Origin of the sequence: Hydrogenophaga sp. (genome assembly GCF_051860785.1) — a bacterium.
Classification (GTDB): domain Bacteria; phylum Pseudomonadota; class Gammaproteobacteria; order Burkholderiales; family Burkholderiaceae_C; genus Hydrogenophaga.
In genome coordinates this window covers 1-26,837 of record NZ_JBIMLB010000027.1, presented here as the reverse complement: position 1 = coordinate 26,837, position 26,837 = coordinate 1, and the positions used below count along the sequence as shown (strand labels likewise).

Below are 26,837 nucleotides of genomic sequence, written 5' to 3'. Positions count from 1 at the left end.
GCGAGCCTATCGTTCAACCATTCCAGGAGTTCACATGGCCGCCATGATGAAAGCTGCGGTGTTCGTCGAAAAGAACCGCATCGAAGTGGTCGACAAACGCATTCCCGATTTGGGTCCCAACGACGCGCTGATCCGCATCACCACCACGACGATCTGCGGAACCGATGTGCACATCCTCAAGGGTGAGTACCCGGTGGCCAAGGGCCTGACCATCGGCCATGAGCCGGTTGGCGTGATCGAGAAACTGGGCAGTGCAGTGCAGGGCTATGCTGAAGGTCAACGTGTCATCGCGGGAGCAATCTGTCCCAACTTCAACTCCTATGCCGCCCAAGATGGCTTCCCCTCGCAAGATGGCAGCTACCTGGTTCCCCAGGGCCTGTGCGGTTGCCACGGCTTCAAGGCCACCGCGGGCTGGCGCTTTGGCAACCTGATCGATGGTACCCAGGCCGAGTACGTGTTGGTGCCGGATGCGCAAGCCAACCTGGCACCCATCCCCGATGGCCTGACCGATGAACAGGTGCTGATGTGCCCCGACATCATGTCCACCGGTTTCAAGGGGGCAGAGAACGCCAATATCCGCATCGGCGATACGGTGGTCGTTTTCGCCCAAGGACCCATCGGCTTGTGCGCCACCGCTGGCGCGCGCTTGCTGGGCGCGTCCACCATCATCGCGGTGGACGGCAACGACCACCGCCTAGCGATCGCGAAGAAGATGGGCGCCGATCTCACGCTCAACTTCAGCCAGTGCGACGTCGTAGACGAGATCATGAAGATCACCGGTGGGCGCGGTGTGGATTCATCAATCGAGGCACTGGGCATCCAGGCCACGTTCGAGTCGGCCCTGCGCGTGCTCAAACCAGGAGGCACCCTGTCCAGCCTGGGTGTCTATTCGAGCGATCTGACCATTCCCATGTCGGCCTTTGCGGCCGGTCTGGGCGACCACAGAATCGTCACGGCGCTCTGCCCGGGTGGCAAGGAGCGCATGCGCCGGCTGATGAACGTGCTGGCCTCGGGCCGGATCGACCTCGGCCTGATGGTGACGCACCAGTACAAGCTGCAGGACATCGTTGCCGCGTACGACCTGTTTGCCCATCAGCGCGACGGCGTGCTCAAAGTCGCCATCAAGCCGTGAGCCAGATCGGGCCGCGCCTGCGCCGTAGCTCTGGGCCTGGCGTTGCGAAGCGGGCAGGCGGGATCCGTCGGTCGTCTTCGGCAGAGCACCTCTTGAAACTTCACGCTCCCGGCCTTAATTTCTCGGCCGGAAGCGCTGGAGATGCCTCCGGCGCTCTGTTCAACCCTTGAATGGAGGTTTCGCCATGTACCGATCCTTGTTCCCACGCGATCTGTCTCCCTCTATCCCCGGTTTCGCCCGCAATGGCTTTTCCGCCCTGAACGTGGGCGGCACGCCAAAACCATCGAAATCTACGTCTTTGCGCCTGGCGTCGATCCGGCCACTCTTGAGGTGCAACTGGAGCGTGGCCTTCTGAGCGTGGCGAGTGAGCGCAAGAGTTCCCTGCCCGAATCGGACGCCAAGACAGCCGTGCACATCAACGAGCGATTTGAAGGCCGCTTTCGCCGGGTGATCACGCTTCCTGAGGATGCCGATCCAGAGCAGGTCGAGGCGAAGCTGCACGACGGCGTGCTGCGCATCACCGTTCAGCGCCGAGCTTCGGCCCAGCCCCGGCGCATCGCCACCGCGCGCAAGATTGCCGTGCTGTTCTACAACGCCATGCGTTTCGGTATGAAATACGTCGATCCCGGCGTGAACTTCTACGAGGCGTGCTATCGAGAGCGGGTGGTCAAGCAACTGCATCGACGTGCTGCAAGGTTCGGCATCACACTTCAGCCGACCGAGGCCGTTTCTTAGGAAAGTCGTCCTTCGCGCGACGGGCATCCCAAACCAGCTGTATCAGCCGAGCATCACGACGAAGAACTGAGGCTGGGCCTCCTGCGGTCAACGCTTCGTTGCATTCGAGCCAGACCTTCAAGACCTTCTCTCCAGTGTTGGAGAGAAGGTCTTTTCAGTTGGATGTCTGCGCCTTTATCACTCTTCCCGGATGACAGCACCGCGCAGCCGCAGCGCGTTGCCGATCACCGAGGCCGAACTCAGGCTCATGGCCAGCGCGGCGATCATGGGTGACAGCAGCCATCCCGTGAACGGGTAGAGCAGGCCGGCAGCCAGTGGAATGCCGAGGGCGTTGTAGACGAAGGCGAAAGCCAGGTTCTGCTTCATGTTGGCCACCGTGGCCACAGAGAGCGCGCGGGCCGTGGCAATGCCACGCAGGTCGCCTTTGACGAGTGTGAGCTGGGCGCTGTTCATCGCCACGTCGGTGCCCGTGCCCATGGCAATGCCCACATCGGCGCGGGCCAGTGCCGGCGCGTCGTTGATGCCATCGCCCGCCATGGCCACCACGCGGCCTTCTGCCTGGAGTTTCTCCACGAGTTTGAGTTTGTCGGCTGGTTTCACTTCGCCGTGAATCTCGTCAATGCCCAGGCGCTGGCCGACCGAGCGCGCGGTGGTCAGGCCGTCGCCGGTGGCCATGATCACGAGGATGTTCGCCTGGCGCAGCGACGCCAGCGCATCGGCCGTGGTGGCTTTGACCGGGTCGGACACGGCCAGCAGACCGGCCAGAACCTTGTCCACCGCGAGATACATGACGCTGGCGCCCTGTGTACGCAAAGCTTCGGCCTCTGTCGCCAGAGGTGACGCGTCCACACCCAGCTGTTGCATCAGCGCCGTATTGCCCAAGGCCAGGTCCTTGCCGCTCACCACGCCCTTCACCCCGATGCCGGACTCGGAGTCGAACTGCTCGGGCTTGTCCAGCGCGAGCCCCTGTTGCTTCGCTGCAGCCACGATGGCGGCGGCCAGCGGGTGTTCGCTGCCCTGGTCCAGGCTGGCGGCGAGGCGCAAGACCTCGTCTTCGGGGAAGCTCCCGTGCCCGACGGCGCGTTCGAACGTGGGGCGGCCTTCCGTGAGCGTGCCGGTTTTGTCGACGATCAGCGTGTCGACCTTGCGCAGGTTCTCGATGGCGGCGGCATCCCGAAACAGGACCCCGTTGGTGGCACCGCGCCCGGTGGCCACCATGATGGACATGGGTGTGGCCAGGCCCAGGGCACACGGACAGGCAATGATCAACACGGCCACCGCATTGATGAGCGCATAGACCCAGCTCGGCTCGGGCCCGAACAAGCCCCAGCCAAAGAAGGTGAGCAGCGCCACCGCCACGACACCCATCACAAAGTAGCCCGCCACCTGGTCGGCCATGCGCTGCATGGGTGCGCGCGAGCGCTGTGCCATGGCGACCATCTGCACGATCTGCGAGAGCACGGTGTCCGAGCCCACGTGCTCGGAGCGCATCACCAATGCACCGCTGGTGTTGAGCGTGGCGCCGATCAGCTTGTCACCGACCCGCTTGGTCACCGGCAACGGCTCGCCCGTGAGCATGGATTCATCGAGCGCGCTGCTGCCCTCGACCACGGTGCCGTCGGTGGGCACCTTCTCGCCGGGGCGCACGCGCAGCAGATCGCCCACATGCACGTGGGCCAGTGGCACATCTTCTTCCTGGCCGTCGGCCGAGATGCGCCGCGCGGTCTTGGGCGCCAGACCCAGCAGCGAGCGGATCGCCGCCGAGGTTTGTGATCGTGCCTTGAGCTCCAGCAGTTGCCCCAGCAAGGTCAGCGAGATGATCACCGCCGCCGCTTCGAAGTACACCGACACCCGCCCCATCGAGACAAAGGAGTCGGGGAACACCTGCGGCGCCACCGTGGCCACCACGCTGTACACAAACGCCGCCCCGGTTCCCAGGCTGATCAGCGTCCACATGTTGGGGCTGCGGTTCACGATCGATTGCGCGCCGCGCACAAAGAACGGCCAGCCGGCCCACAGCACGATCGGCACGGTCAGCACCAGCTCGATCCAGCTCTGTGTGGCCATGTCGAACCAGCCGAAGTTGTGGCCGAACATCGCCAGCACGGTGACCACCACCGAGAGCGGCAAGGTCCACCAGAAGCGCCGCTGGAAATCCACCAGTTCCGGGTTCTCGTCGGCGTCCAGATCGGGCATGACCGGCTCCAGCGACATGCCGCATTTGGGACAGTTGCCCGGATGGTCCTGCTGGATCTCCGGGTGCATGGGACAGGTGTAGACCGTGCCGGGCTTGGCCTCTGGAGCGGGTGCGGGGGCCGCATGACTCCCCGCCTCGGTTTGAATAAACCGGGCCGGCTCGGCAGCAAACCGGGCCTGGCACTTCGCACTGCAGAAATAGTGGTGCCGCCCCGCGTGCTCCAGGTGGTGCGGCGACTTCTCGGTGACCGCCATCCCGCACACGGGGTCGTTCAGTCCGGCTGCGGGGTGAAGGGGTTTGGACGCACCGTGGTGGTGGCCCGCATGGTCGTGTTGTGCTTGCGTGTCCATATCTTTCCCTTCCTGGAAGTTTCGCGCCATTGGGTGGTCAGAGCGGCAATCAGCTGGTGAGTATGGGCGCTTGGTGCACGTGAACGCCGCGCATCCACGCCATGAGGTCGATGTGGTTGGACCCACCGTTGTTGGCCCCGTTGTTTTTGTGGTTGCCCTTCTTGAGCTGCGACTTGTGGTCCGGCTGGTGCTGGGCGTGGCTATGCAACGAGAGCTTGTCCAGAATGGCGCAGTGGGGCTGGTCATCGCCGTGGCAGGCATGCACCAGCACCGACAAGCCGTCCATCATCTGCTTGATCTCGCGCCGCTTCTCCTCCAGGTCCGCCAGGTGGCGCTGGGCCACGGCCTTCACTTCGCGGCTGCTGCGCTGCGAGTCGCTCCACAGGCCGACGAGCTCGGCGATCTGCGCGACCGAAAAGCCCAGGCGGCGCGACTGGCGGATAAAGCGCAGCACCGAGACCTCGCGCTCGCCATACAGGCGGTAGCCCGATTCGCTGCGCTCGGCCGCAGGCAGCAGGCCGATCTGTTCGTAGTGGCGGACCATCTTGGCCGATACGCCAGCGGCAGCAGCCGCTTCGCCGATGTTCATGAGGGGGGGCATGGTGTGCTCCGTGAGGGCAGGGATCTGAATAGGGCCAAGGATGAGTCTTGACACCGTGGGAAGGTCAAGACCCCGGGTGGGGGTCTTGACGAACGGTCGTCAGGCCGGTGGGTAGCCGGCTTCGCTGAGCGCTTCGACCAGTGCGGCGCGGTCTTCGTCGCTGCGCACGTTGACCTTGCGTTGCGACACATCGACCTGGATATCACAGGCCGGGTCGACCCGTTTGAGGGAGGCATTGACCTTGGAAGCGCAGTGGCCGCAAGTCATGGCGGGGATGAGGAACTCGTGCATGGATGACTCCAAAAAAAGTTGAGGGAGTCCGCACTTTGGGCATTGCCACGGGGGCAAGGTCAAGCGGTGCCGGTAGGTGCGATCCGCATCGGGCCTTGACCTGACCACCGTGTCAAGGCCGAGCATCCGTTGTCTCAACCCATCGGAGACCCCTCATGAACACCGCCACCCTCTCGCTCACCGAGCACCAGTTGCCCATCGAGGGTATGACCTGTGCCTCGTGCGTGGGCCGCGTCGAGAAGGCCTTGAAGGCCGTCGCCGGCGTCAGCGACGTCAGCGTGAACCTGGCCACGGAACGGGCCACCGTGAACGCAGCCGCCACCACCACGGGCGCCAGCCTGGCGGCTGCGGTGCAGAAAGCCGGTTACAGCGTGGGCGCTGAAACTTTTGAATTCGCCATCGCAGGCATGACCTGCGCTTCGTGTGTGGGCCGCGTCGAAAAGGCGCTGAAGGCCGTGCCCGGCGTGCAGGCGGCCGAGGTCAACCTGGCGACCGAACGTGCCACCGTGCGCGCGGCGGGGACGGCGCCGGGAGCCCTGGTGGCCGCGGTGGACGGGGCCGGTTACAGCGCCACGCCTTTCGAAGACGGTGGCGCGACACAGCCCGCCGCCAGCAAGGGCGAGCCCTGGTGGCCGGTGGCGCTGGCTGCCGCGCTCTCGTTGCCTCTCGTCCTTCCCATGATCGGCATGCTGTTCGGCGCCGACTGGATGATCAATGCCTGGCTGCAACTCGCGCTGGCCACGCCAGTGCAGTTCTGGCTCGGCGCACGCTTCTACAAGGCGGGCTGGAAAGCCGTGCGTGCCGGCGCCGGCAACATGGACCTGCTGGTGGCCATGGGCACGAGTGCGGGCTACGGGTTGAGCGTCTACCTGCTGTTCAAGCACGCCGAGCACGGCACGCCGCACCTGTACTTCGAGGCCTCGGCCGTGATCATCACGCTGGTGCTGCTGGGCAAGTGGCTGGAGTCGCGCGCCAAGCGCCAGACCACCGCCGCCATTGCGGCCCTCAATGCCCTCAAGCCCGAGGTGGCGCGGGTGCGCATGCCCTACGGCGATGTGGACGTGCCCGTGGCGCGCGTGAAGCTGGGTGACATCGTGGTCATCCGCCCCGGTGAGCGCATTCCGGTAGACGGAGTGGTCACCATCGGCTCCAGCCAGGTGGACGAATCGCTGATCACCGGCGAGAGCCTGCCGGTGGCCAAACACGCCGGCGACAAGGTCACCGGGGGTGCCGTCAATGCCGAGGGTTTGTTGCTGGTGGAGACCACGGCCGTGGGCGCCGAGTCCACGCTCTCGCGCATCGTGCGCATGGTCGAGTCGGCGCAGGCGAAGAAGGCCCCGATCCAGCGTGTCGTGGACCGCGTGAGCGCGGTCTTCGTGCCGGTGGTGCTGGTGATCGCGGCGATCACCTTGTTGGGTTGGGGCCTGACCACCGGCAACTGGGAGCAGGCCATCCTCAATGCTGTCGCGGTGCTGGTGATTGCGTGTCCGTGTGCCCTGGGCTTGGCGACTCCCACTGCCATCATGGCCGGCACCGGGGTGGCCGCGCGCCACGGCATCCTGATCAAGGACGCCGAAGCGCTGGAGGTGGCGCACCGCATCGACACGGTGGCCTTCGACAAGACCGGCACGCTGACCGAAGGCAAGCCACAGTTGGTGTCGGCCGTGCCAGCGGCGGGCCATGAGGCGGACCTGCTGTCGTGGAGCGCGGCCATCCAGGCTGGCAGCGAACACCCGCTGGCGCGCGCCGTGATGGACGCCGCGAAAGAGGCCAACGTGCCCACGCTCTCGGCCGCCAAGGTGAGTGCCGTGCCTGGGCGCGGCGTGTCGGCCGAGGTGCAGGGCCGCGCACTGCGCCTGGGCAGCCCGCGCTACATGCAGGAGCTGGGTGTGGACATGTCCGCACTGGCCGAGCCATCGCGCCAACTCCAGGATGAAGGGCGCACGGTGTCCTGGCTGGCCGACGTGACGGACGCCCCCGTGCTGGTGGGTATGCTCGCTTTTGGCGATGCGCCCAAGGCCAGCGCCATCACCGCGGTGAAGAGCCTGCAGGCCCTGGGTATTCGCACGGTGATGCTCACGGGTGACAACCGGGGCAGTGCTGCGGCGGTGGGCCGGGTGCTCGGCATCGACCACATCGAAGCCGAGGTGCTGCCTGCGGACAAGGCGGCGATCGTGAACCGGCTCAAAGAGGGTGACCGCTCGGTCGCCATGGTGGGCGACGGCATCAACGACGCGCCGGCCCTGGCGGCGGCCGACGTGGGCATCGCCATGTCCACCGGCACCGACGTGGCCATGCACGCCGCCGGCATCACGCTCATGCGCGGCGACCCCGCGCTGGTGGCCGACGCGATCGACATCTCGCGCCGCACCTACCGCAAGATCCGCCAGAACCTGTTCTGGGCCTTCGCGTACAACGTGATCGGTATCCCGCTGGCGGCAGCGGGTTTGCTCAACCCGGTGGTGGCTGGCGCGGCCATGGCGTTGAGCAGTGTGAGCGTGGTGAGCAATGCGCTGCTGCTGCGGGGTTGGAAAAAGAGAAGCTGAGTCCAGATGGGCGCTGCAACGAAGACCTCAGCGCCCTTTATTCACATTCTTTTGACGTCGGTGTACTCCACGCGCGCAAGATCACCGTAACATTGGACTTGCCCCATTTTTCGCCGGTACCAGCCGTGTTTGCCCGTGAGCGCTGCTTCGCACACACCCTCGCCGGAGGAGCCCCCGACCTTTTTCGTAGCGGGTCGACTAAACCAGCGCATTGCCGGATTCACGACTTGACAAAAGCCACGGTCCCGTGAGCGCTGCGCATCAGTCTTTGCCTTCGAGTTGTCGACCGACTGCATTGGGCTCTATGTACTTATGCGGTGCAGGGCGACTCGGTGACGCGATTCGCCGGTCTGCGCGTCGTGTGCTCACTTCTGGGGGTATCGTAGTGGCGCCCACGGCGCTGTGCCGTAATTTCTATGGGCGAGCTTTACCTTTTCCAAGTGCTCAAGTCTTGCACCACTCGATCAGTCCTTTCCGAATCCAAAAATGACATCGGCACATTTTCTGCTGATGGATCGAGGGTGAGACCGTGGGGCGCTGCCAAAAGTCTTTTTCAACTTCCCAACGTGGACGACGTTCGGGATTCAGCGACAGCGATATCTGCACACCGCACCCGCCTGGGCAACTTAAGCAGGCCCATTTCTTGACACGGCCGTCCACAACCAACCACAGCTCACCCGCCGGGATCTCGGCCTTGCCCGGATGTCGAGCCACTCGTTTCACGAGAAAGTTGAAGTCCAGAAGACCGAGGCGGCGCAGCATCATTGCAAAAAAGCGCGTCATAGTCACCCGATCACGCCGAGAAAGGGGTTCACGTCACCGCGGCCCCAGGTGGCCTCGGCTCCACAAACGGGGCATGTCGGAACGGGTCGACACGTCATGGAGCGATCCTCCACACGGTCGAATCGGCGAATGCGGTTATGCGCCATACCGCCTTGGCCGCGAAAGCCTGTCAACCCCTGGATCAGTTCATCCACCGCGGCGCAAGCAATGCTGGTGGTGAACGTGACCACTGCCGGGGCTGGGTCGCCGCCGCCCTCCACATACGCTTCAGCCTTGCGGCGTTCAAACTCCGCGGGATCATTGCGCTGCAGACCTTCGGCTGCAGCACGCTGGGCGTTGACGACGCCAAGACACATCAGGCAAGGGTTGCCTGGTCTGATCGTCGTGACGCGGCCCGTCATGTCGTAGTCCACCCCGCTTTTCGCCGACCGCATGCGCAATCCCACGTCGATCACGGGAATCCCGTAGTAGTGGGCAAGCCGGTTCAGCGTCAGACGGCCCTGGTTGTCATCGGTACAGTCGAAAATCACGTCGCAAGACCGTAGAACGTCACGTAGCGATGGATCGCCCACCCACGCCCGCCGGGTGACTACGTGGTTGCCCAGCCCGCACGCCTCGATTTCGCGTGCGAGGATGTCCACTTTGGTCAGCTTGGCAGGCACGTCCGCGGCGCGTGAACCGTGAACACGATTGAGGTTGGTCGTGTCGATCGTGTCGTTGTCCATCAACGCCAGGTGGCCGACACCCAGCCGGGTCAGCAGGGAAACCACTGCACTGCCGGTACCACCGCAACCGATCACGCCTACGCGCAGTGTCCTCACGATGGGGTTGAATCCTTTGCCGAACAGCGCTGCCTGCCGAGCCAGAAACTCCGTGTCTTTGCACTCAGCATCCGCGCGCCAGATCTTGATCTGGCTTCCGACCATGGAGATGGACGACGCTTGCGTGGATGCCTTGGTCGAGGTCCAGAGGCGCCCCACGATGGCATCGTGCTGACCGAAGACCATGCTGACAAGTCCCTGTGCGCCCTTGTTGAAGGTGGTGCGCGCAAGCTCAGCTTCGTTGCGATCGTCCTGGTCGGAGAAGAACGCGTTCGCGCCAGGATGCGTGTGAACCAGCCCAGGAACGAGGTTGCGGTGCTGTGCCAGGCCCAGCAGTCGCATGAATCCCTGCGTCGACCACGTCACATGCGTCGAGGAGGACGAAACCATCTCGTCTGACGTGATCGGTACCACCTCGTGAGAGATCAGGCGGATGCGCGGCTGGTTGGACCATGGGTCTGCTGCGATTTCGGCCTTGCCGAACAGCACATAGGCCGCTGCCTCCGAGCCGTTCTCCCGATGAAGCAGCGCACGCAGCGCCACTTCATGGGATTCCAGCAAGATGATGTCCATCGCTGCGGCCGACATCACTTGGCCTCCGCCAGTGCGTGCTCGATGCGCTTGATCATCGTGTGCAAGCCATCGACACCCGGCCGCCAGTTGGTGTTGTGGCGAGACCAGCGTTGCCAGTTGCGGCTCATGAAGGCGTGCGGCTGATCCGCACATGTCGGGTAGCGACCAGCGGACACCAGCGTCAACCAGGGGTCGCAGAAGAACATGTCCGGCGCCACGTCGGGATAGCCGGGCGGCAGAATCACCAGCACGTCGGCAGCCGGGTGGTTGAACTTGCCCTGCGGCAGCTGCATCTGCTTCAGCACAACGCCCGTGTGCGTGCCGTCACCAACCACTTCCACGGCGAAGCCGTGGCTGTCCAGATAGCGCTGATCGGCCTCCGGCAGCGCCGCCAGTCCTTCCGTCGTGTCGCGGATGAGCGTGATGAAGCGCTCGATGCCCGGCTTGCTGAGGTCGATCAAGTCGGCGTCACGGATGAGAACATCCTGGCCGCCGCCACGCACTTCGAGGTAGACGTCATAGGTGTCGGTCGGAACGCCGGCCAACGCCTTCAAGATATTGCCGCTGATCGAGGGCTTGCCCCATTCCATTTGGCGATCGTCGATCGTGAACTTGAATGCGCGGTCCGTCTGGAAGATGACGAAACGCTCTGCGCCGCGTTCACGCAGGTCGTAGGTCTCGTCGAGACGCAGATCTTCGAATTCGCCGGATGGCCGGATCGCGTAGATGCTGTAGTCAGCCACCGGGCGAACTCCAGAAGCCTGCAGGATCTGGCGGCCGGTGGGGACCGGATCGCTCAAATCCAGGTGGCGCTCGTTGAGCTGTTCATCGGCCACCACGATGCGATAGAGGTGTGCCAGGCGAAGACCACGGCCTTCGCGGATGGCTGCGCCTACGTCTTCGAGTGGAATACGGCTGTCATCGCCAGGATTTTGAGTCTGCATTTGATTGACTTTCTGTTGGCCATCTGCGGGATTGCAGTTTTCTTGGCCTCCACTAAGTCAATCGCGGCTAATCTCCGAACCGGAAAGCTGGATCAAGCTTTTTTTATGGTGATTGCGCCAACCGGGAGGTCACCGCAGATGAAAAAGCTGGGGCATCTCGGGCAAGTGCGCGCTTCTTCCTTCACGGGGAAGTCGCCAGCGCGGACACGCCTGACAAAATCCTGGACCTTCTCGCTGCGCGTCTTGAGCTTTCGCTCGGTGATCTCCATCGGCTGCGTTGTCTCGCTGGTCAAGTAGGTCACCTCGACCTGGGCCGATCCACCGTAAGCTTGCGTGGTCGCGAGGTGGAGCAAGGTGTACTCGATGTCATCGAAGGCATTGGATCGCGGCTTCCCGGTCTTGACCCGCCGAACGACGATTTGCCCCTTGTCGCCCCGGGCGACACTGTCCGGCTGGACAAGTATTTCGCCTTCCGCCCACCCGAGAGAGATTGGAGTCGCGGGAGCCGGTACGCCGCGGCTGCGGGTCTCGATGACAACGTCCACCAGCCGCCGAGCGATGCGGCGGTAGTCTTCTGCATAGCCATGATCGACCGATCCCTTGGCTTGCCATGCTTCGTCAAAGCGCGCGCCGAGTTCGGCTTCGGTCGGCGCCGTCACTGTATGCGCGGCCTTCAACCAATCCAACACGTCCCCGACCACGTTGTGCATCTTCATGAAAGCCGTCTCGGTACGGCGGCCCCCGAGTTTCATTACATGGGTATAGAGAAACCGGCGTGGACATCGTTCGAACAGGTTGACCTGACTGTCTGTCCAGACCGGTTTTTGCTCCCAAACAATCTGCAGGGCCGACGTCGGTCGCAATCCTGCATGCCGCTGCTCGGGAGCCGGCGGTTGGACCAGGTGCTGCAAGATGGAGGGTATGAACTTGGAAGGGTTGCGCGTTTTGCCATCCGACTGAACTGACGACGCATAGAGAAACAACCGATCACGCGCGCGGGACAGGGCAACGAAGAACAGGCATTCCTCTTCCTCGTCGTGCCCGGCCTTCACCGCTTCCAGCCCGGTCATTCCGTCGGAGCCGTGAATGAGCCCGTCAGGTGGTACACAGCGCGGTGCCATGTTGTTGCGTGGCAAGCCCGAGGTCACCATGCCAAGAATATGCACGGTGTGGAACTCAAGGCCCTTGCTGGCATGGATCGTCATCAGGCGAACGGCATCGATGCCGTCGGCACCACCTGGCAAATGGCGCAATCCGCGATCTTCCGAAAGCAGGACGAGTCGGCGAATACGATCAAGGAGTCGCACACAAGGCGCACCGGTGCCGGAGGGTTGTTGATGGCAGAAGTTGAGGAACTGCCACAGTGCCAAGCCCTTCATCCTGCTTCGCGCATCGCCTGCCAGATACAGCGACTTGGCGAGGCCGAGACGATCTATCACCCAAGTGGCCAAGATGCCCCAAGGATTACCTGTCGGGCTTATCCCGTCGAAAAGCATGGCCGCACGGGTCAGTGCCGTCTTGCTCGCTTCCGTGAGTTCCGGTGGCCAATTTTTATTCAGGCGCCACTCGAGAGGCGCCACTTTGCTTTCGCGCAGACGTTCAACGATCTGCACGAGATCTTGCAGCGGCAGTTCGTACGTCGACATCGTGGACACGCGCACCAGTCCAACGGCATAGGGGTCGCTCAACATCGAGAGCATGGCGAGGAGAGCCTTGATCTCCGGTCGCTCGAACAGGCTCCCAAGGTGAAGCACCGGAATGCCTCTGGCTTCGAGGCCCTCGGCAATTTCGCTCAGGCGGGCATTGGATGCGCAAAGAAGCGCTTGTTGACGAAATGCAGTGCCGGTTTCCTGCCGATGCTTGATCGTGGCAGCCACCGCCGAAATCTCGTCATCCGTTGAGCGCACAACTTTGTATTCCGGTCTTGCGCCCGAAGCCCCGCGGCTTGAATTCAGGTGCAATGGCATGGAGCCAGTCGATGCCTTCATCGTGCCGGAGAAGGCGGTAAAGACATCGATGACCTCTTGTCGAGAGCGATAGTTGACGCCGAGTTGGGCGATCTTCGCTCCAGGAAAATCCAAAGTGAATTGGGCCATGTTGGTGGCCGATGCGCCACGGAAGCGGTAGATGGATTGCCGCGCGTCTCCGACAACCCAAAGGTTTCGCCCGTCACCAACAATGGCTTTGAGAAGGCGCACAGACGAGCGGTTGACGTCCTGGTATTCGTCCACCAGCACATGGTTGTGCCGCGCGCGCAAAGCACTTCTCACCTCGGTATCGGTTTCTACCAGTCGCACTGGTTGGGCAACCAGGTCGCCAAAGTCGATCAGTTGCCTCGCCTTCATCAGGCGCTCGTAAGTCTCGTAGACCAAGGCAACTTCCATGCACTTCTCGGCGCTCTTCATCGCCTCGGCATCCGTACCGCAACTCTGTGCCATGGCCACGGCCAATGCCCGGTAGCCGGAGGCATCGACCACTTCGTCCTTGGCGCGTGAAATCGCACTGAGCATGTCACTGAGATCAAGCGCCGGATCCCACAAGTTCCGGAAGTGGCGCAGCGATAGCCGCGGCAGCTCGTCCTCAAGTAGTTCGATGCCTTCGGATCGATCAATGAGACGGGGGTTGGCGGGGAGTCCAAGCTTGTCGTGAAAACGGCGCACGATATCCAGGCCGAATGCGTGAAACGTACCGATCCACATCGCTGCGGCAGCCTGCGGATTCCGGGCGGCCAGCCGCTCGCATAACTCGTTCGCCGCCTTGTTGGAGAACGTGAGAACAAGAATGGACATCGGGTCCGTTCCCTCAGCCAGAAGACTCTCGATGCGCTGCACCAGTGTGCGGGTCTTGCCCGTTCCGGGGCCTGCCTGCAACTGAAATGCCGTGTTGCGATGGTTGGCCGCCTCCATCTGGGTCGGGTCGGGAGTGGGCACAGGAACTGCTGCGATAGGTTTCGCCCCGACCGGTGGCTCGCTCGGCAAGAGCAGCGCATCCAGCAGTTGCTGCTGGACCACTTGCAAGGGTGCGCCAAGACGCGTAGCAATGTTGGCGGACGAGCAGCCGCTGTTGATGTGGTGGTGCCGCACCACTGAACGCGGCAGCAGGAGTTCGCGTGCGAACAGATCCATCCGGATCTCACGACGTTCCCTTGCACCGTAGTCGAGCACGCGTTCCACGCCGACCGGCGCCTCTTCGGCCGAACGGTCGGGTTCGACTTCGCCTGTCACCACGTTCTGAGCATCGCCCTCCAAGACGAAATGTCCCAGTTCGTGCGCTATCAGAAAAGCGCGGTCGAATGCCGAACCGATGTCTTCATACAGGATGCACTCGGCTTCACGGTCGAGCACTGCTCGCCCGCCTTTCAGTGCCGAGTCCCCAGTCGCTAATGCATACACATCGAGATCTCGACGAGCCGCTTCACGGCTGACGAGTTCGAGCAGGTTCCATGGATCATCACCGTCCGCGACCGCGGCGTGGTGGATGCGTTCCGCCTCGCGCCGTGCAGCCTCGGTTGCATCCATGATCAGTCTCGCAGTGCCTGCAGAGCTTCCTTCTGGGCGGGCTTTAGCTGGGACGTCTCTACCGCTTGATCGAACGATATCTGGGCGGCCACTTCGGGCTTAACGTTTGATCGAAAACTCAGGCTGGTCGTCATGGTGGGCGGGCTACGCAGATAGGCTGAAACGGCATCAGTGGTCGCGCCAAGTTCGGCTGCGAGCTTTTGAACGAAGCGTCGGGGAATGGTGGAGGCATCGATTGCCCGTTCGCGTACACGGATCAAGAAAAGATTGCTGATGTCCAGCTTCCTGGCCACCGACTTGAACGCTGTAGGTTGCAACTGCGCAAAGGGATTGGCCAGAGCAGCAGTGCCTTGTGCCGACCCTATTGCTGCCTGGAATTGCTGCCAAGCCTGATCGACAACCTGATCAGATGAAATTTGAACTTCCTCGCCCGAGTGGGAGGCATCCATCATCAGTTCAATCGAGCAGTCCACGAGGGCTAGCGCATGTTCCGGGTACTGGTTCAGGTAGCGCTCCAACGTTGCGCGGTCATGCGTGGGCTCAACGGAAAACGCAAGGAGAACCTCTTCTTCGTCAAGTCTGGGATGTTCGGCGCTCATAGTTCAGCCTCCTTTTCAAGAACGGCCTTGAGAGCTTTGCAGGCGCGATCACGGCGGTTGCGAACCGTCCGTTCGTCGCACTGCAGAATGCGGGCAATTGTCATGACATCTTTTTCCTTGGCATCGATCGGGACTCCCTGCAGGAGGAGGCCGATGACCTGCTTCTGATCCTGGGGTAGACGGTCAATCGCAGCGAAAAGTACGGACCGGAAAGCGGGATCGTCAATTTTTTGCGGATCACCGCTCAAAAATGTCTCCAATGCGACTTCGACTTCTGGTGAGACTTCGGGGCCGTTAGGCTCTTGCGAGCCTAGGGAAACAGTCGTGACGTCGCCAGCTATCGTCTTGAACTTGCGCAACACGGACGTTCGAAGAGCAACCATCGCTTGGTCGAAGTGGATTTCGTAGAAGTCCAGTAGGTCGGCTTGCGACGTGCAATCTTTGGTGACCAACACGACAAAACGGTTAATGATCTCGTCGCGGATATCCGTTGCACTGCCGATGCGAGAGTTCCAGATCGTCGAACGCAGTGACAGCTCAACACGCTTCAGCAGGATGCGAAAAATCTGCTCGAACTGTCCCTTTTCGCCGTCGATCCAGGCTCGCCGCAGAAAGTGAAGCACGACTTCTGTCGGCACGTACCCCGGATGCTTCCGTGACGCACCATCGAACTGCGGAAGCCGCGATGCCGCATCAACCACCTCAAGCTTTTCGATCCAAGCCTGAATTTGAGGTGGCCGCCGGTAGGGCGTACCGTCCATTTCCTTGCGTTTGAGTGCTGCCGGCATTCCTTGCCTCCAGTATTCTTGTCTATTGGGTCAACAGTGACTTTGGTCATTCATCGAATGCGGATTGGCAGCGACACCTGCGGCTGGATCGGCACCAGCGTCTTTGCATAGGCGCGCAGGATCTCGTTGTAGAGATCGGCATGCTTGGGGGCTTCGACGGTGATGATCAGCGCGTAGCGGATCTTCTCGGCGCCGTTCGCCTTGTGACCAGCTTCGCGCGCGTTGTAATGGATGTCGAAAACCGGATTCTTGAGAGTGCTGCCGCGCATGTTTTTCGCGCTGTGCAAGACCGTTTCCCATTTGCCCATGTCGGAGCGCCGTTCTTCCTCGGTGGCGTATTTCTTCATGTCGAAGAAGCTCTTGGTGTCGGCGTTGGCCTTTCCGTCCTTTATCTTCTCGTCGCTTGGACGGAAAACTACCTCTAAACCGGCGCGGGTGTATGCGGCGGCGTCCTGCGGATCGGTCGGCGAGGCATAACAGAACGTCGCCTTGAGGCGGATGCTGCCTTTCAAGCCACCGACGGGCAGTGGCAACGAGGCGCGCAGGTATTTGCCCGGTTTCAGCTCGCCCTGGTAGACCACGCGCGCGACCCCTTCAGGGCAGGTGATGATGCTCATCAGGTCTTCGGGCACCTTGCCCCAGCCGACTTCGAGCTTGTCGTGCGTTGCAGCGTCTGCGGCGTGGACCAGCAGCGCCTTGATCGCCAGCGGCGACAACTCGGCTCCCAAGATGGCGCGAATGCCGACCGCGCTGCGCAACAGATACGGAGAAGCGAAGCTGGTGCCCAGCTGCGGCGAGAGCGCCGCTTTCTTTCCTGGTGACAGCACATGGAAGTAGTTGCCGGCATTGCCGCCGAACGCCATCAGGTCCGGCTTGATGACGCCCGGGCTGCGGCCTGGGCCGACCGCGCTGTACGGCGCGCGTGCCCAGGTCGCTTCGGTGTCGTTGGCGGCGCCGACGGCCAACGCATTGACGCAATCGGAGGGCACCTGCACGCGGGCGTTGCCAGAGGCGCGGTCCATCTGACCGTTGTTCCCAATGGCCACGGTCATCAAGGTGTCGCCATCGCTCAGCAGGTCGTCGATTACCGACGTCCAGGCGTGTACGTCGGTGTCTTCGATCGGCAGGTCAGGGCCGAGACTGAGATTGATGAACTGGTACTGCCGCGAGAGCAGGACCTGCTCGACAAATCCCAAGGTGCGGTACAGCTCCAGCGGGTCTTCCGTGTCGGCGTCTTTGTCGAGCACGCGCAGGTGATCGACATAGGCGAAAGGACGGGCGGCGGTGCCGTTCGGCTGGATAGGGCCGAACAGGAAGGCGGAGCTGACGGCCAAGCCATGCTCCAGGCCCGCTGGATCGTCCTGAGCGTCTTCGTCCAGGACACGGTAAGAGCGCAGCCACGGGCCGATGGCGTGTTGTTTGGGCAGACCGCCGTCGAGGATGGCGACCTTGGGCTCTGAAGACAGCGGCTGTTCGGTCGGCAGGCTACATCCAACCGTCACCTCGCCCGTTCGGTGAACGGGCCGCATGCCTCGCAGCTTCGGCACCGGACGGATGACGCGCACGAAGACGAATTCGGCAAGCCGCTCGATGTGGTCGTGCTTGCCTTCGACGGGCACGAACCACAGGTTGCCTGCCGTGAAGCCAAGGTCGCTGTGGACCTTGACGCTCACCTCCTTGGCGAACTTCACGAAGGCTTGCTGGACGAACAGGCGGCTTTCATCTGGCAGCAGGTGAATGCCGACCTCAAAGAAGCGATCTTTGGCGCTGCCGTAGTCGGCGATGCGCTCGCGAGGCGTGAAGGCGGAAAACTGCTCGATGTGTGCCAGGTCCAACGCTTCGTCTGACTCGGGTTCGATCTGCCGAGTCCATTCATTGAGATGGCGAAATGCCTGGCGCTTGCCGGCGACGAACAGTTCTGTCGTCGTGCACTCCTGGGGCTCGCCCTTTTTGGTCCAGCCGCCAGGTGTCACCTTCACGGTTCGGCTACCGATCGATTCCAAGCCGACGGTACGAAGCATCGCCGTTGGGAAGAACGACCGGGCGATGTAGCTGGGGTTCATCGTCAGCCGGGCGACCCCGAAGTCGCCAGGACAAGCGTGCGGGGGCAAGGCGTCGAGGGCCGTCGCGGTCGCCGAGAATTGCGGGGTGAGTCGCTGTGCGGCCTGCGCGAAGGAGTAAACCTCCGCCTTGCCCGGCATGCGCTTCGGCCCTTTGATGTCATGCGTCAGCAGCTCGCCGCGCCCGATCAAAAAATTGGTTTGGCTCATGCGTCAGGCTTTCCTTTCGAGGTTTTCTTCGCTGCTACCGGTTGCTCGCTGGTGTACTTTCGGATGGTGTCGCGACTTACACCCGTGATGTCGGAGATGGCGTGCTGCGACAGGCGGGTCTGCTTGGCCAGCAGGACAGCCAGGTCAATGCGGCCCTGGCGTTCCAAGACGAGTGCGCGCGATTTGACGAACTCCTCGATCAGGTCGGAGTCCGAGGCCGTGCCCAAGGCAACAGCGCGCCGGAAACGCTGAAGATCCCGCTCGATGTCGCTGAACGACTCGCCGTTGAAGGCGAAGGTCAGGATGTCGATCCAGCGGCCGAACAACGCATAGTCCGGTCCGAGAAAGCGCTTGATGGCCTGTTTGACGGCGGGCATTTCCGGCGCCTTGAAGTTGATCACCAAGTCGAAGCGACGCCATAGCGCCGGGTCGATCAATTCCGCGTGATTGGTAGCCGCTAGCAATAGGCCGGTGGCAGGCCATTCATCGACTTCCTGCAGGATGACCGTGACCAGGCGCTTCAATTCGCCAATGTCGGTGTCGTCGCTGCGGCGTTTGGCGATGGCATCGATTTCATCGAGCAGCAGCACGCAGGGGCTGCGTTTGGCGAAGTCGAGTGCGGCGCGCAGGTTGTTCCCACTTCGCCCGAGCAGGCTGCTCATGACGGCGGTCAGGTCGAGTACATACAGCGGCACACCCAGTTGAGATGCCAGCCAGCGTGCGGTCAGCGTCTTGCCGACGCCGGGTGGGCCGACGAAGATGGCCGAACGCGTGGGATTCAGGCCCATTGATGCCAAGCGCTTGGTCTGCCGGCGTTCTTGGATCAACTGGCTCAAGGCTTCTTCCAAGTCCAGAGACAGCAGCGGTTGTTCACGATCGGGATCGTCCTTGAAGACCTTCAGCAGCGACAACCTCGATTCGTCATCGACCGGAAGTGGTTGCGCCGAGGAGGCGGGCGGCGCGACCTTACGCATTGGAGCGCTTGCGCGGGGTGCCTTTGCGCGGAGGTACAAGTCCATCTGCTCAGCTAGTTCCGGGTCAGTGTTGCGGTACTTGCGCACGAGCCGGGCCACGAACAGCCGCACATCCTCCGTCTGCTCTGCAAGTGCAAGCCGGATCAGCTGGGCTAAATCTGACTGAACATCATTCATTTCGTCCAACATTTGTGTAACTTGTTGATATACAAGGAAAATTAATAATGTCTAAGTGGAATAGAAGTATTTTCGCACGTTTTTTGAGGTACGGGTGCGAACGGAGAAAGGTGCGGGCCATTGGGTGGCACGGCAGGCTGGGCTGAATGGCGTTTGGCGGGTGTGACTAAAGCTAGGCCCGGTAGCCGGAGCTACAGCTGCAGCGGATAAAGTATCCATATGTCACAAACCGAAGATATTCCTCGGACCCGGAGACTGCCTTCCTTGAATTGGCCCACGGCGCTCAGTCTGTTTACCGCTCTCGTTGCGGCAGGCACGGTCACCCTTCACCTCATTGGCGACGTCCGTCATCGTCAATATCTCAAGCATTGGGGCATCGACGCGGGCTTGTTTCCCAAAACGGCAGACTGGATCTTGATCAACGGGTACTACGGGGTGGTCGACCGATTCGTCGCCATCCTGATTGCTATGTTGGGCAACCTGCATTGGTTGGCCGCTGCCGCTGTCATCCTCGGCGTGTATGTCTTCATACTGCTGTCGCCTGCGAGTGGCGCGTTGGGCGAAGCGCCAGCATGGCTGTTGCGACAGCCTGAGTGGCGACGACGCCTCATCCGTCAGATGCTGCTCATGGCGATGTTCGTGAGCGTGGTTCCGTGCGCGCTCTTCCTGCTGACAGCTTTCATGGCGGTTCCTGCCGCTCTCGGAGAGACGGCTGGCAAGTCAGCAGCGGAGAACGAGGCTTCCGAACACCGGAAAGGCTGCCAGCTCTCGATGATTTCCTGCGTCGAGCTGAAGCACGAGGGCGAAGTCATCGCCACAGGCTTTGTGCTCGACAGCTCCCCGTCGCGCATCGCGATCTTCGACACTCAGGCCCAGCGCGGTCGCGTTCTCGCTCTGGACAACCTTGAAGTAATGTCGAATCGCACGCCAAAGCTCAAAGAGAGCGTTGCGCCCTGAATCCTTCCGCCATCCAAGATGGGTCCCGCATGCCAACAGCCAGAGAGACGTTCGACAGTTCCATCAAGGATGCGGTGGAACTACTCGATCACTTCAACGCCATTAACGTACTTCCCCCACCGCCGAATGCTGAAGTGTTGAAGCGCGCAGGGCTCATCATGGCGTGCACCGCATGGGAGACCTACGTGGAAGACCGTGTGCAGGAGGCCGTGCAGCAACGGCTGGGCGAAGGCAACGACAGCTTCCAGAATCGATTCGTGCTGCGGCATCTGCAGACGACGCTCAAGCAGTTCAACAATCCCAGCGCCGAGAAGACCTGCAAGTTGTTCTCCGACTTTCTGGGTGTCGATGTGGCGGCAGGCTGGCAGTGGAACAACTACGACAGCGCCCGCGCTCGTCTGGAACTCGACGCGTTGATCAAGAAGCGTGGCGAGGCGGTGCATCGCTCAAAAGCGCCGAGCGCCGGGGTGCCTGCGGCTCACCTCGTACGCAAGGACGAACTGGAGAAGGCCATCAGGTTCCTGAAAAGCTTGGTGGAGGCGACGGAGAAGGCAACGCATGCTTGACTTGGGCGCGCGTGCGCCATTCTGACAATCCAATATGCCCACTTACGCGAACACCCGCATGCCGCCCCCGAAGTCCTGGGACGAATTCGAAGCCATCGTATGCTCTGCCGCGAAGAATCGCTGGAGGAGCCCGGACTTCACTCTGCATGGAAGACAAGGCCAACGACAGGACGGTGTTGACGTCTATGGCAGAGATGAGAAGGGGTGCCTGGTCGGCGTGCAGTGCAAGAACACATGGTCTGGTCTGTCTACGGCGACCGTCGAGGACGAAGTGGACAAGGCGGAGTCTTTCAAGCCGCCGTTGGCGCACCTGTACATTGCGACGACAGCCGACACGGACAAGAATCTCCAGGCATTTGTGCGTGAGCTGTCCGTGAAGCGCATGGGGTCAGGAAAGTTCGAGGTCTCAATCCTCTTCTGGACCGATATTTGGCACGACCTTTCGCTTGACGACTCCAGGCTGTTTCAACACTACCCGCAGTTCAAGCCGGAAGCGGCAGTTGAAAAGGCTCCCACGCATGACCAGCGTCTGTATGAGGAACTGAAGACGGCGTTTGGGTTCGATCCCGCAGTGCGGTTACTCCGTGATCACGACTTCGGCGGACCGTTTTCACGTAAGGCCATTCGGCCACTGTTCGATTTTTACGAGACATGGGACCAGCCAGAAAAGGAGTTCATCGACAAGGAGCTTCAGGCGGGCCTCGTGGTCCTGTATCAGGCGGCGCAGGAACTGTCTAACCATCTGACGGGGAAGACGGTTCCTGTTGGAAATGGCGACCATGTCTGTGTATTCCCCGATAACCTGCGCGCCGTGGGTCCTCGGCCTGAATGGGTTCGTGAGGATGCTCGCGTGCTGAATGCACAGGCCCACTCATTCGTTCCGATCTACGAGAAGTTCATGCGTCTGTGCCGCGAGAAGTTGGTCAGCTAGCGGTTGACTTCTAGCGCTTTCGCGTCAGCAGCATAGGTCCGCTACGTGACGGGAGTGCAAGCTCATCTCAGATCAGCAGAACATGGCGAACCGTATCCAAGAAGCATGGGCCAGTGCTTTGGGCCTGCCACTGGAACTGACTAAAGGTCTGGTTCACTTCCCCGAAAACGCCGTATATCGTTTTGACCCAGAATCGCCGCCGGAAGCTGCCGCTTTCTTCCGTAGAGCCAGTTACCTTTGCAAGGCGACCACCAAGCAGTTTGGCCTTGGTCACCACGGCTTTGGCGCCAGCCGCCACTGAAAAGCAGTTTGCGGTAGTCCCCATGAAACGATAGGGTAGAGGTCGAGTGCTACCACTGGCTGCACGAGGAGTACTGCACGGGCTGGCGTGCTTCCGTCTGCATGTCTGGAACAGTGTCGCGGACTTACAGCCCTCCGGGTGGAGGCGCGGTTTCCTGGACCTCGCGTTGTGAACCCTCAGAGGAGCGGCCCTGAGACAGATAGTGGCAGATGCGCCAGATGTGGTTCGCGGTGCGCTCCAGCCAGCGAAAGCTGTCGGTGCGCTGCAGTGCGATGTGGGCCTCGCTGTCCGGACCCGACACCGCCGCTTTCAAAACGTCGTGACGCACTTCGCGCGACAGTTTGGAGAGCGCCATGGCGTTGAGAACCAGCGACTCCATGCTGCTCTGGACATCCTGTCGCTCCAGTCCGCTCCGCGCCAGGTTCAGGATCTGCCTGCTGTTCTGCATGGCCCAGTGATAGCCCGGTTCGGTCAGGTCGACGCGGGCCTGCGTGAGTTCCTGGAGGCGGGAGCGAAACCGCAGCAGGTGGTCGATGGCGTGCAATTGCGCGATGCGCTGGGCAGCGGCCACCGTGTCGTCTGCGGGCGACTCGATGCGGCTGACGAAGTCATAGATCTCGTTCAATGAGGGGGCCGCCTGCTGCAACCGGGCCTCGTGTGTGGTGGTGGCCGTGCCGGATAGCATCTCGCCATAAACGTCCAGCAAACCCAAGGAGGCGACCTCCAGCGCACGCTGAGAGGCCTCGAGAGCCACAGCCGGAAGGGACAGCAGCGAGGCGTCGAGCCGCTGCGTGGTGGCCTCGCCCCGATCGGGCAGGAAGCGCTCGACCAGCCGGGCGAATCGCGGCACGAAGGGCAGGAACAGCAACACGCCCACAGCAATGAAGAGGGTGTGGAAAGCCGCGAGGCTGGTGGCACCCGCGTCCAGCCCAGCGTGGGAGCCCAGCCAGGCAATGGCCCACAGAAAGACCGGTAGCAGGGCAATGGCGATGGCACCGACGACCGCGTTGAACAGGATGTAAGCCAGGGCGGTGCGCTTGGCGTGGATCGTTCCACCCACGGTCACGAGGGCACCAGTCAAGGTCGTGCCGATCGCCGCACCCACCACCACGGCCGCGGCCTGGTCAAAGTTGATGGCCTGGGTGTGCAAGGCGGTCAAGGTGGTGGCAATGGCCGCGGTGGAGGATTGAAGGACAGCGGTCAAAACCAGGCCGATGAGCATGGTGAGAACGGGGGCCCAGAAGCCGCCGCTCGGCAATGCTGCGAGGTCGAACACCTGGGCCAGTCCGCGCATGCCTTGCTGGAGAGTGTCGAGCCCGAGAAACATCAGCCCGAAGCCTGCCATGGCCATGCCCAACTCGGTCACACGGCCCCTGGCGAGCAGCTTGAGCAGAGCCCCGATGCCGATCAGCGGCAGGGTGTAGAAACCCAGGCTGACCTTCAGACCCAGGGTGGCCACGATCCAGCCCGTGGCGGTGTTGCCCAGGCTCGCGCCGATGAGCACGCCGATAGCCTGCGAGAAGCTGATCAGGCCAGCGCTGACGAAACCGATCAGCGTGACGGTGGTGGCGGTGGAAGACTGCAGCGCCATGGTCGCCAGCGTGCCCGATACGAAGGCCTTGGTCGGTGTGCCGGTGAAATGTGCCAGCGCCTGCTTCATCGTGGACCCACCAAAGGCCACCAGCCCTTGCGAGAGCAACATCATGCCGATCAGAAAAAGGCCTAGACCACCTGCGAAGGGAAAAACAATGTCGTGCATAACTCCGAGTCAGGGAGCAAAAAAAGCGGCGTTGGGTGGATCTGCGGACGCCGCACTGTAACCGACGGATGATCGTGGGCTGGGTCCACCACGTGGTCATTTGCGCAAAAAAATAGCCAACCGGACTTCTCCGATTGGCTGCCGAGACCGACGGCTCGACGTGCGCGAATACACGCCATGAACCCTACGAATCAATCGAACGTGATGATCCCCTTGTACGTCGTCAGTGCGAGAGCATTTCCCGGTGCGCTCGGATCAATCAGGACACGCTTGATGTAGCGAACCTTCTGGGTTCCCGGCGTATGCCAGCTCAATTCGATCACGGTGCGGTTGTCTGGGTCCAGGCCATATCCGACGAAGTTCACATCCTTGTAGTCGCAATTGGGCAGGCAGGACAAGAAGCTTCCAGCCGGGAAGAAGTGCGAGTTGTATTCAAGGACCTCGGTGGCATCAGGCCTGATGGTGCAGTTGCCGCCGTTGTTGATGAATCCATCCGAGCCACTCAGCGTGACCGAAGTCGCGCCAAAGGCATAACGCTGCTGGGCCTGGATGTTGTTGATGCACGCCGTGTTGGTGATCGCGCTGGTGGCCGTGCGGCCCGCGAAACTCACCACGTTGTCAGCCGACACGGTGCCAATGCTCTGGCTGAAATGCGCGATGGCATCCTGCACCGTCACCAAAGGCCGGCCGCCCGCGTGAGCTGTCAGAAACGCTTGCACGTCCAGGTCGCTCTCGAACTCCTCGATGCGTTGCGCGAAATCGATGTTGAATGCCCCGTTGTAGGCAGGCAGGCGGATGCCGTTGGACGGATTGTTGTCAGCATCCACCGTTTGGAGAAAGCGCAGCTGGTTGACGATGCGGTCCAGATCGGTTTCCTCCACGCCCGTGTCTCCCGGGGTGAGCGTGCTGAACCCGACGGAAGATGACAGAGCCTGTCCGTAGAGCTTGAAGTTCACGATCTCACCAGCCAAGTACTTGAACTGCCCATCGGCGTCGGTCGTTCCTGACTGCGTGGGTGTGTCATAGCTCAGGCCTTCGACGGCCGCGTCCAGAAACCGCCCCGTCAGTACGGTGCTGCCACCGCCTGTGCCATCGGCGGCGCCACTGCCGCCACTGCCGCCACAAGCGGAAAGCGCGATCACGGCGGCCGTGGCCAGCACCGCCCGTGTTTTCCTCCACGTGGGGTTCGGATTCTTGGCAGTCAGTTTCTTTTTCATTGCGTTCTCTTTCATTTGCTTCGCTCCTCCTTCGAGCGGTTGATAACCAATCCTTGCCGCAGTTCGCGCAGGCAGGATCTGAAAATGGTGGGTCCAACAATCCCCATCCGGTTCAGGGCTTCCAAGCGTGCGAGGCGCACAGACGCGGGGTGTGATGCGTCGCCGACAAGCCGCCAGACGGCACCGATCAACTGCCGACGCATTGCCGGCCGCTTGAACAGATAGACACCCACGGCCAATGGGCCGAAGACGATCGAGGCACCTGTCCAAATTCGGGTCGAAACACCGTCTCGGGAGACCCCAAGACGGCGCATGTCGATCACGATCCCCAATGCCGAGAGCAGCGCTGCCAGCGACCACAAAACGAAAATCCACATCTTCTTTCTCCTTAAATATCATATGCGCATTTGGCTTATGTCATGCGCGCCTAGAATTTTTTGAATGCCCGCCCCCACCCTGGACTCTCGTCACCAAGAAATTGCCGCACTGCTGATCCAGTTGCGCAAGGAGCGTGACTGGCTGCAGAAGGACCTGGCTGAGCGGATGCGTCGGACACAGACCTTCGTCTCGAAGTACGAGACCGGTCTGCGCCGCCTGGATGTGATTGAGCTGCTGGACATCCTTCGCGCGCTGGATGCCGACCCTCACGAGTTCGTTGACCAGGTCCTGGCCATGCCCAAGCGCAACGTCAAACGTTGACGACCTGGGCGTCTCTCGTTTTCTCCTGCTTCTTCGCTCTCTTCGGCTTCACCTATGCTGGTGTTCTGCTGCGCGCAGCCGCTTTGCGCTCCAGCTTGGACAGCAACGTGGGTGGTGGTGAGTCTTCAATCGAACCCGAGCCGGTGACACCATCACTTGCTATCGGTGGTGGATAAAACTCCTCCACAACAGCCGGGCCTTCCTCCGCCGACTCCTCGAACGCACCCTGGGCCAACCCGGCGCGAGCCGCGTTGTCCAGTTCGGCCTGGCTGAAGCCGGCTTCCGTTCGGGCTCGGGCTTCTGCCTTTGCGAGACTGATGGCTTCCGTCAAATTGCTACCCGTGCGCACCGTCAGGTCCACGTAGTAGATCGGCGTGCCGTGAGACTGTTGGGTGGACTTGCCGCGCAAGCGCAGCTCCAGCGGCAAGGTGGAGAGGTGCCCGCCACTGACCGCCTGGAAGTACTTGAGCCGGGTCGCCAGCGTGCGGATGCTGTTGAAGCCAGTGGTGCGAAACACGAAGCTGCTCAGTTCTTCTTCGTCGCCGATGCGCACGTTCAGACGGCCCAACGGTTTGCAACCGCGATCGGCCAGCTCACAAGCTTCCGGAGATCGGCACTCCAGCGTTTGCATGCCAGTAACCGTCGCGCGGCGGCAGGTCTGCCCGTCACCCACACATTGCGGGCGCCCGGTGGTCCGATCGAACAGGCAGTAGCTGGCGCGCAGGTTCAGGTCGGGGTCGTCAAACAGCAACCGCACCGGGATGCTGCGCAACTTCACGCGGGCATCCGGGGTCTTGGCCCCAGACGTCGTGCTCGCCTTCGTTCCCACCTTGTCGTCGGCACGATCTCTTGCCTTGTCTCCCGCCTGCGCTTTGCGCAACTGCACATCGAGCGGGTGCAGCATCCAGCCCTCCCGGGTCTGGACCTGGGTGGTCAGGGTGAATTCATCGTCTTTCTCGGGCAAGCGTTTGCCACCACGTTCGACGACGCGACCAATCGAAATGCGCCCCACCACCGGGGGCGTGAGGGCGAGTGTTGATTCATCAGCACAACTGAGCCAGTGATCACGTCGAATATTGAGCCACTGGGTTGATGGGTTTTCTGGCTA

The 26,837-nt window shown here is 61.9% G+C and carries 22 protein-coding genes and 1 pseudogene; 8 read left to right on the top strand and 15 right to left on the bottom strand.

Translation table 11 applies throughout. From position 1 onward, the window contains the following. Positions 1 to 34: 34 nt before the first annotated feature. Both ACTIF6_RS24130 and ACTIF6_RS24125 read left to right on the top strand, forming a co-directional pair. Entirely contained in the window at positions 35 to 1,132 is a 1,098-nt protein-coding gene (locus tag ACTIF6_RS24130; RefSeq protein ID WP_439590295.1) for an NAD(P)-dependent alcohol dehydrogenase, read from the top strand. A 184-nt stretch (positions 1,133 to 1,316) separates the two neighbouring features. Continuing rightward, positions 1,317 to 1,693 (top strand): annotated as a pseudogene (locus ACTIF6_RS24125) (Hsp20/alpha crystallin family protein); the annotation flags it as partial. Between the two features lie 351 nt (positions 1,694 to 2,044). Here the strand turns inward: ACTIF6_RS24125 and ACTIF6_RS24120 are convergent. The 3 genes from ACTIF6_RS24120 to ACTIF6_RS24110 all read right to left on the bottom strand — a co-directional run bounded on the left by ACTIF6_RS24120 (position 2,045) and on the right by ACTIF6_RS24110 (position 5,306). Beyond that, positions 2,045 to 4,414, bottom strand: coding sequence for a heavy metal translocating P-type ATPase (locus ACTIF6_RS24120; protein ID WP_439590294.1), 2,370 nt, complete (start codon positions 4,412 to 4,414; stop codon positions 2,045 to 2,047). 49 nt (positions 4,415 to 4,463) lie between these two features. Continuing rightward, the gene (gene cueR, locus ACTIF6_RS24115; RefSeq protein ID WP_439590293.1) at positions 4,464 to 5,015 is read right to left on the bottom strand and encodes a Cu(I)-responsive transcriptional regulator; all 552 of its coding nucleotides are present in this window, start codon (positions 5,013 to 5,015) and stop codon (positions 4,464 to 4,466) included. Positions 5,016 to 5,114: 99 nt separating this feature from the next. Beyond that, positions 5,115 to 5,306 (bottom strand): heavy-metal-associated domain-containing protein, encoded by a 192-nt coding sequence (locus ACTIF6_RS24110; protein ID WP_439590292.1) that lies wholly within the window; start codon positions 5,304 to 5,306, stop codon positions 5,115 to 5,117. Between the two features lie 155 nt (positions 5,307 to 5,461). Here ACTIF6_RS24110 and ACTIF6_RS24105 point away from each other — a divergent pair, with 155 nt between their 5' ends. Beyond that, positions 5,462 to 7,852: a heavy metal translocating P-type ATPase gene (locus ACTIF6_RS24105; protein ID WP_439590291.1), complete on the top strand. Its 2,391-nt coding sequence runs from the start codon at positions 5,462 to 5,464 to the stop codon at positions 7,850 to 7,852. Positions 7,853 to 8,296: 444 nt separating this feature from the next. On the opposite strand, the gene ACTIF6_RS24100 is transcribed toward ACTIF6_RS24105, so the two are convergent. The 8 genes from ACTIF6_RS24100 to ACTIF6_RS24065 all read right to left on the bottom strand — a co-directional run bounded on the left by ACTIF6_RS24100 (position 8,297) and on the right by ACTIF6_RS24065 (position 19,311). Then, positions 8,297 to 8,635 carry a DUF6527 family protein gene (locus ACTIF6_RS24100; RefSeq protein ID WP_439590290.1) on the bottom strand — a complete coding sequence of 113 codons (339 nt, stop codon included), beginning with the start codon at positions 8,633 to 8,635 and terminating at the stop codon, positions 8,297 to 8,299. Positions 8,636 to 8,637: 2 nt separating this feature from the next. After that, a complete protein-coding gene (locus ACTIF6_RS24095) occupies positions 8,638 to 10,044 on the bottom strand; it encodes a ThiF family adenylyltransferase (RefSeq protein WP_439590289.1) in 1,407 nt (468 codons plus the stop codon). Beyond that, positions 10,044 to 10,865: a multiubiquitin domain-containing protein gene (locus ACTIF6_RS24090; protein WP_439590288.1), complete on the bottom strand. Its 822-nt coding sequence runs from the start codon at positions 10,863 to 10,865 to the stop codon at positions 10,044 to 10,046. Before ACTIF6_RS24090 ends, ACTIF6_RS24095 begins: the two co-directional genes overlap by 1 nt. A 200-nt stretch (positions 10,866 to 11,065) precedes the next feature. Then, positions 11,066 to 14,491, bottom strand: coding sequence for a UvrD-helicase domain-containing protein (locus ACTIF6_RS24085; protein WP_439590287.1), 3,426 nt, complete (start codon positions 14,489 to 14,491; stop codon positions 11,066 to 11,068). 2 nt (positions 14,492 to 14,493) lie between these two features. Next, on the bottom strand, positions 14,494 to 15,090 hold the full coding sequence (locus ACTIF6_RS24080; protein WP_439590286.1) for a hypothetical protein: 597 nt from the start codon (positions 15,088 to 15,090) through the stop codon (positions 14,494 to 14,496). Beyond that, positions 15,087 to 15,878 carry an RNA polymerase sigma factor gene (locus tag ACTIF6_RS24075; RefSeq protein WP_439590285.1) on the bottom strand — a complete coding sequence of 264 codons (792 nt, stop codon included), beginning with the start codon at positions 15,876 to 15,878 and terminating at the stop codon, positions 15,087 to 15,089. Before ACTIF6_RS24075 ends, ACTIF6_RS24080 begins: the two co-directional genes overlap by 4 nt. A gap of 50 nt (positions 15,879 to 15,928) precedes the next feature. Then, positions 15,929 to 18,148, bottom strand: a complete 2,220-nt coding sequence (locus ACTIF6_RS24070) for a S8 family peptidase (RefSeq protein WP_439590284.1) — start codon at positions 18,146 to 18,148, stop codon at positions 15,929 to 15,931. Then, a complete protein-coding gene (locus ACTIF6_RS24065; protein ID WP_439590283.1) occupies positions 18,145 to 19,311 on the bottom strand; it encodes an AAA family ATPase in 1,167 nt (388 codons plus the stop codon). Before ACTIF6_RS24065 ends, ACTIF6_RS24070 begins: the two co-directional genes overlap by 4 nt. Positions 19,312 to 19,563: 252 nt before the next feature. Between ACTIF6_RS24065 and ACTIF6_RS24060 the strand changes: the two genes are divergently transcribed. The 4 genes from ACTIF6_RS24060 to ACTIF6_RS24045 all read left to right on the top strand — a co-directional run bounded on the left by ACTIF6_RS24060 (position 19,564) and on the right by ACTIF6_RS24045 (position 22,054). Next, positions 19,564 to 20,256 carry a hypothetical protein gene (locus ACTIF6_RS24060; protein WP_439590282.1) on the top strand — a complete coding sequence of 231 codons (693 nt, stop codon included), beginning with the start codon at positions 19,564 to 19,566 and terminating at the stop codon, positions 20,254 to 20,256. A 29-nt stretch (positions 20,257 to 20,285) separates the two neighbouring features. Then, complete coding sequence (locus ACTIF6_RS24055; RefSeq protein WP_439590281.1) at positions 20,286 to 20,822, top strand: HEPN domain-containing protein; 537 nt, start codon at positions 20,286 to 20,288, stop codon at positions 20,820 to 20,822. Between the two features lie 58 nt (positions 20,823 to 20,880). Continuing rightward, a complete protein-coding gene (locus ACTIF6_RS24050) occupies positions 20,881 to 21,753 on the top strand; it encodes a hypothetical protein (protein ID WP_439590280.1) in 873 nt (290 codons plus the stop codon). Positions 21,754 to 21,817: 64 nt separating this feature from the next. Further along, positions 21,818 to 22,054 carry a YagK/YfjJ domain-containing protein gene (locus tag ACTIF6_RS24045; RefSeq protein ID WP_439590338.1) on the top strand — a complete coding sequence of 79 codons (237 nt, stop codon included), beginning with the start codon at positions 21,818 to 21,820 and terminating at the stop codon, positions 22,052 to 22,054. Between the two features lie 124 nt (positions 22,055 to 22,178). On the opposite strand, the gene ACTIF6_RS24040 is transcribed toward ACTIF6_RS24045, so the two are convergent. The 3 genes from ACTIF6_RS24040 to ACTIF6_RS24030 all read right to left on the bottom strand — a co-directional run bounded on the left by ACTIF6_RS24040 (position 22,179) and on the right by ACTIF6_RS24030 (position 25,407). Beyond that, a complete protein-coding gene (locus tag ACTIF6_RS24040) occupies positions 22,179 to 23,813 on the bottom strand; it encodes a Na/Pi cotransporter family protein (protein ID WP_439590279.1) in 1,635 nt (544 codons plus the stop codon). Positions 23,814 to 24,004: 191 nt separating this feature from the next. Then, positions 24,005 to 25,030, bottom strand: coding sequence for a hypothetical protein (locus ACTIF6_RS24035; protein ID WP_439590278.1), 1,026 nt, complete (start codon positions 25,028 to 25,030; stop codon positions 24,005 to 24,007). An 11-nt stretch (positions 25,031 to 25,041) separates the two neighbouring features. Continuing rightward, on the bottom strand, positions 25,042 to 25,407 hold the full coding sequence (locus ACTIF6_RS24030) for a hypothetical protein (protein WP_439590277.1): 366 nt from the start codon (positions 25,405 to 25,407) through the stop codon (positions 25,042 to 25,044). A gap of 64 nt (positions 25,408 to 25,471) precedes the next feature. Here ACTIF6_RS24030 and ACTIF6_RS24025 point away from each other — a divergent pair, with 64 nt between their 5' ends. Next, positions 25,472 to 25,729 carry a helix-turn-helix domain-containing protein gene (locus tag ACTIF6_RS24025; protein ID WP_439590276.1) on the top strand — a complete coding sequence of 86 codons (258 nt, stop codon included), beginning with the start codon at positions 25,472 to 25,474 and terminating at the stop codon, positions 25,727 to 25,729. Between the two features lie 52 nt (positions 25,730 to 25,781). Here the strand turns inward: ACTIF6_RS24025 and ACTIF6_RS24020 are convergent, their stop codons facing one another. Continuing rightward, entirely contained in the window at positions 25,782 to 26,804 is a 1,023-nt protein-coding gene (locus tag ACTIF6_RS24020; protein ID WP_439590337.1) for a recombination directionality factor, read from the bottom strand. Positions 26,805 to 26,837: the final 33 nt, after the last annotated feature.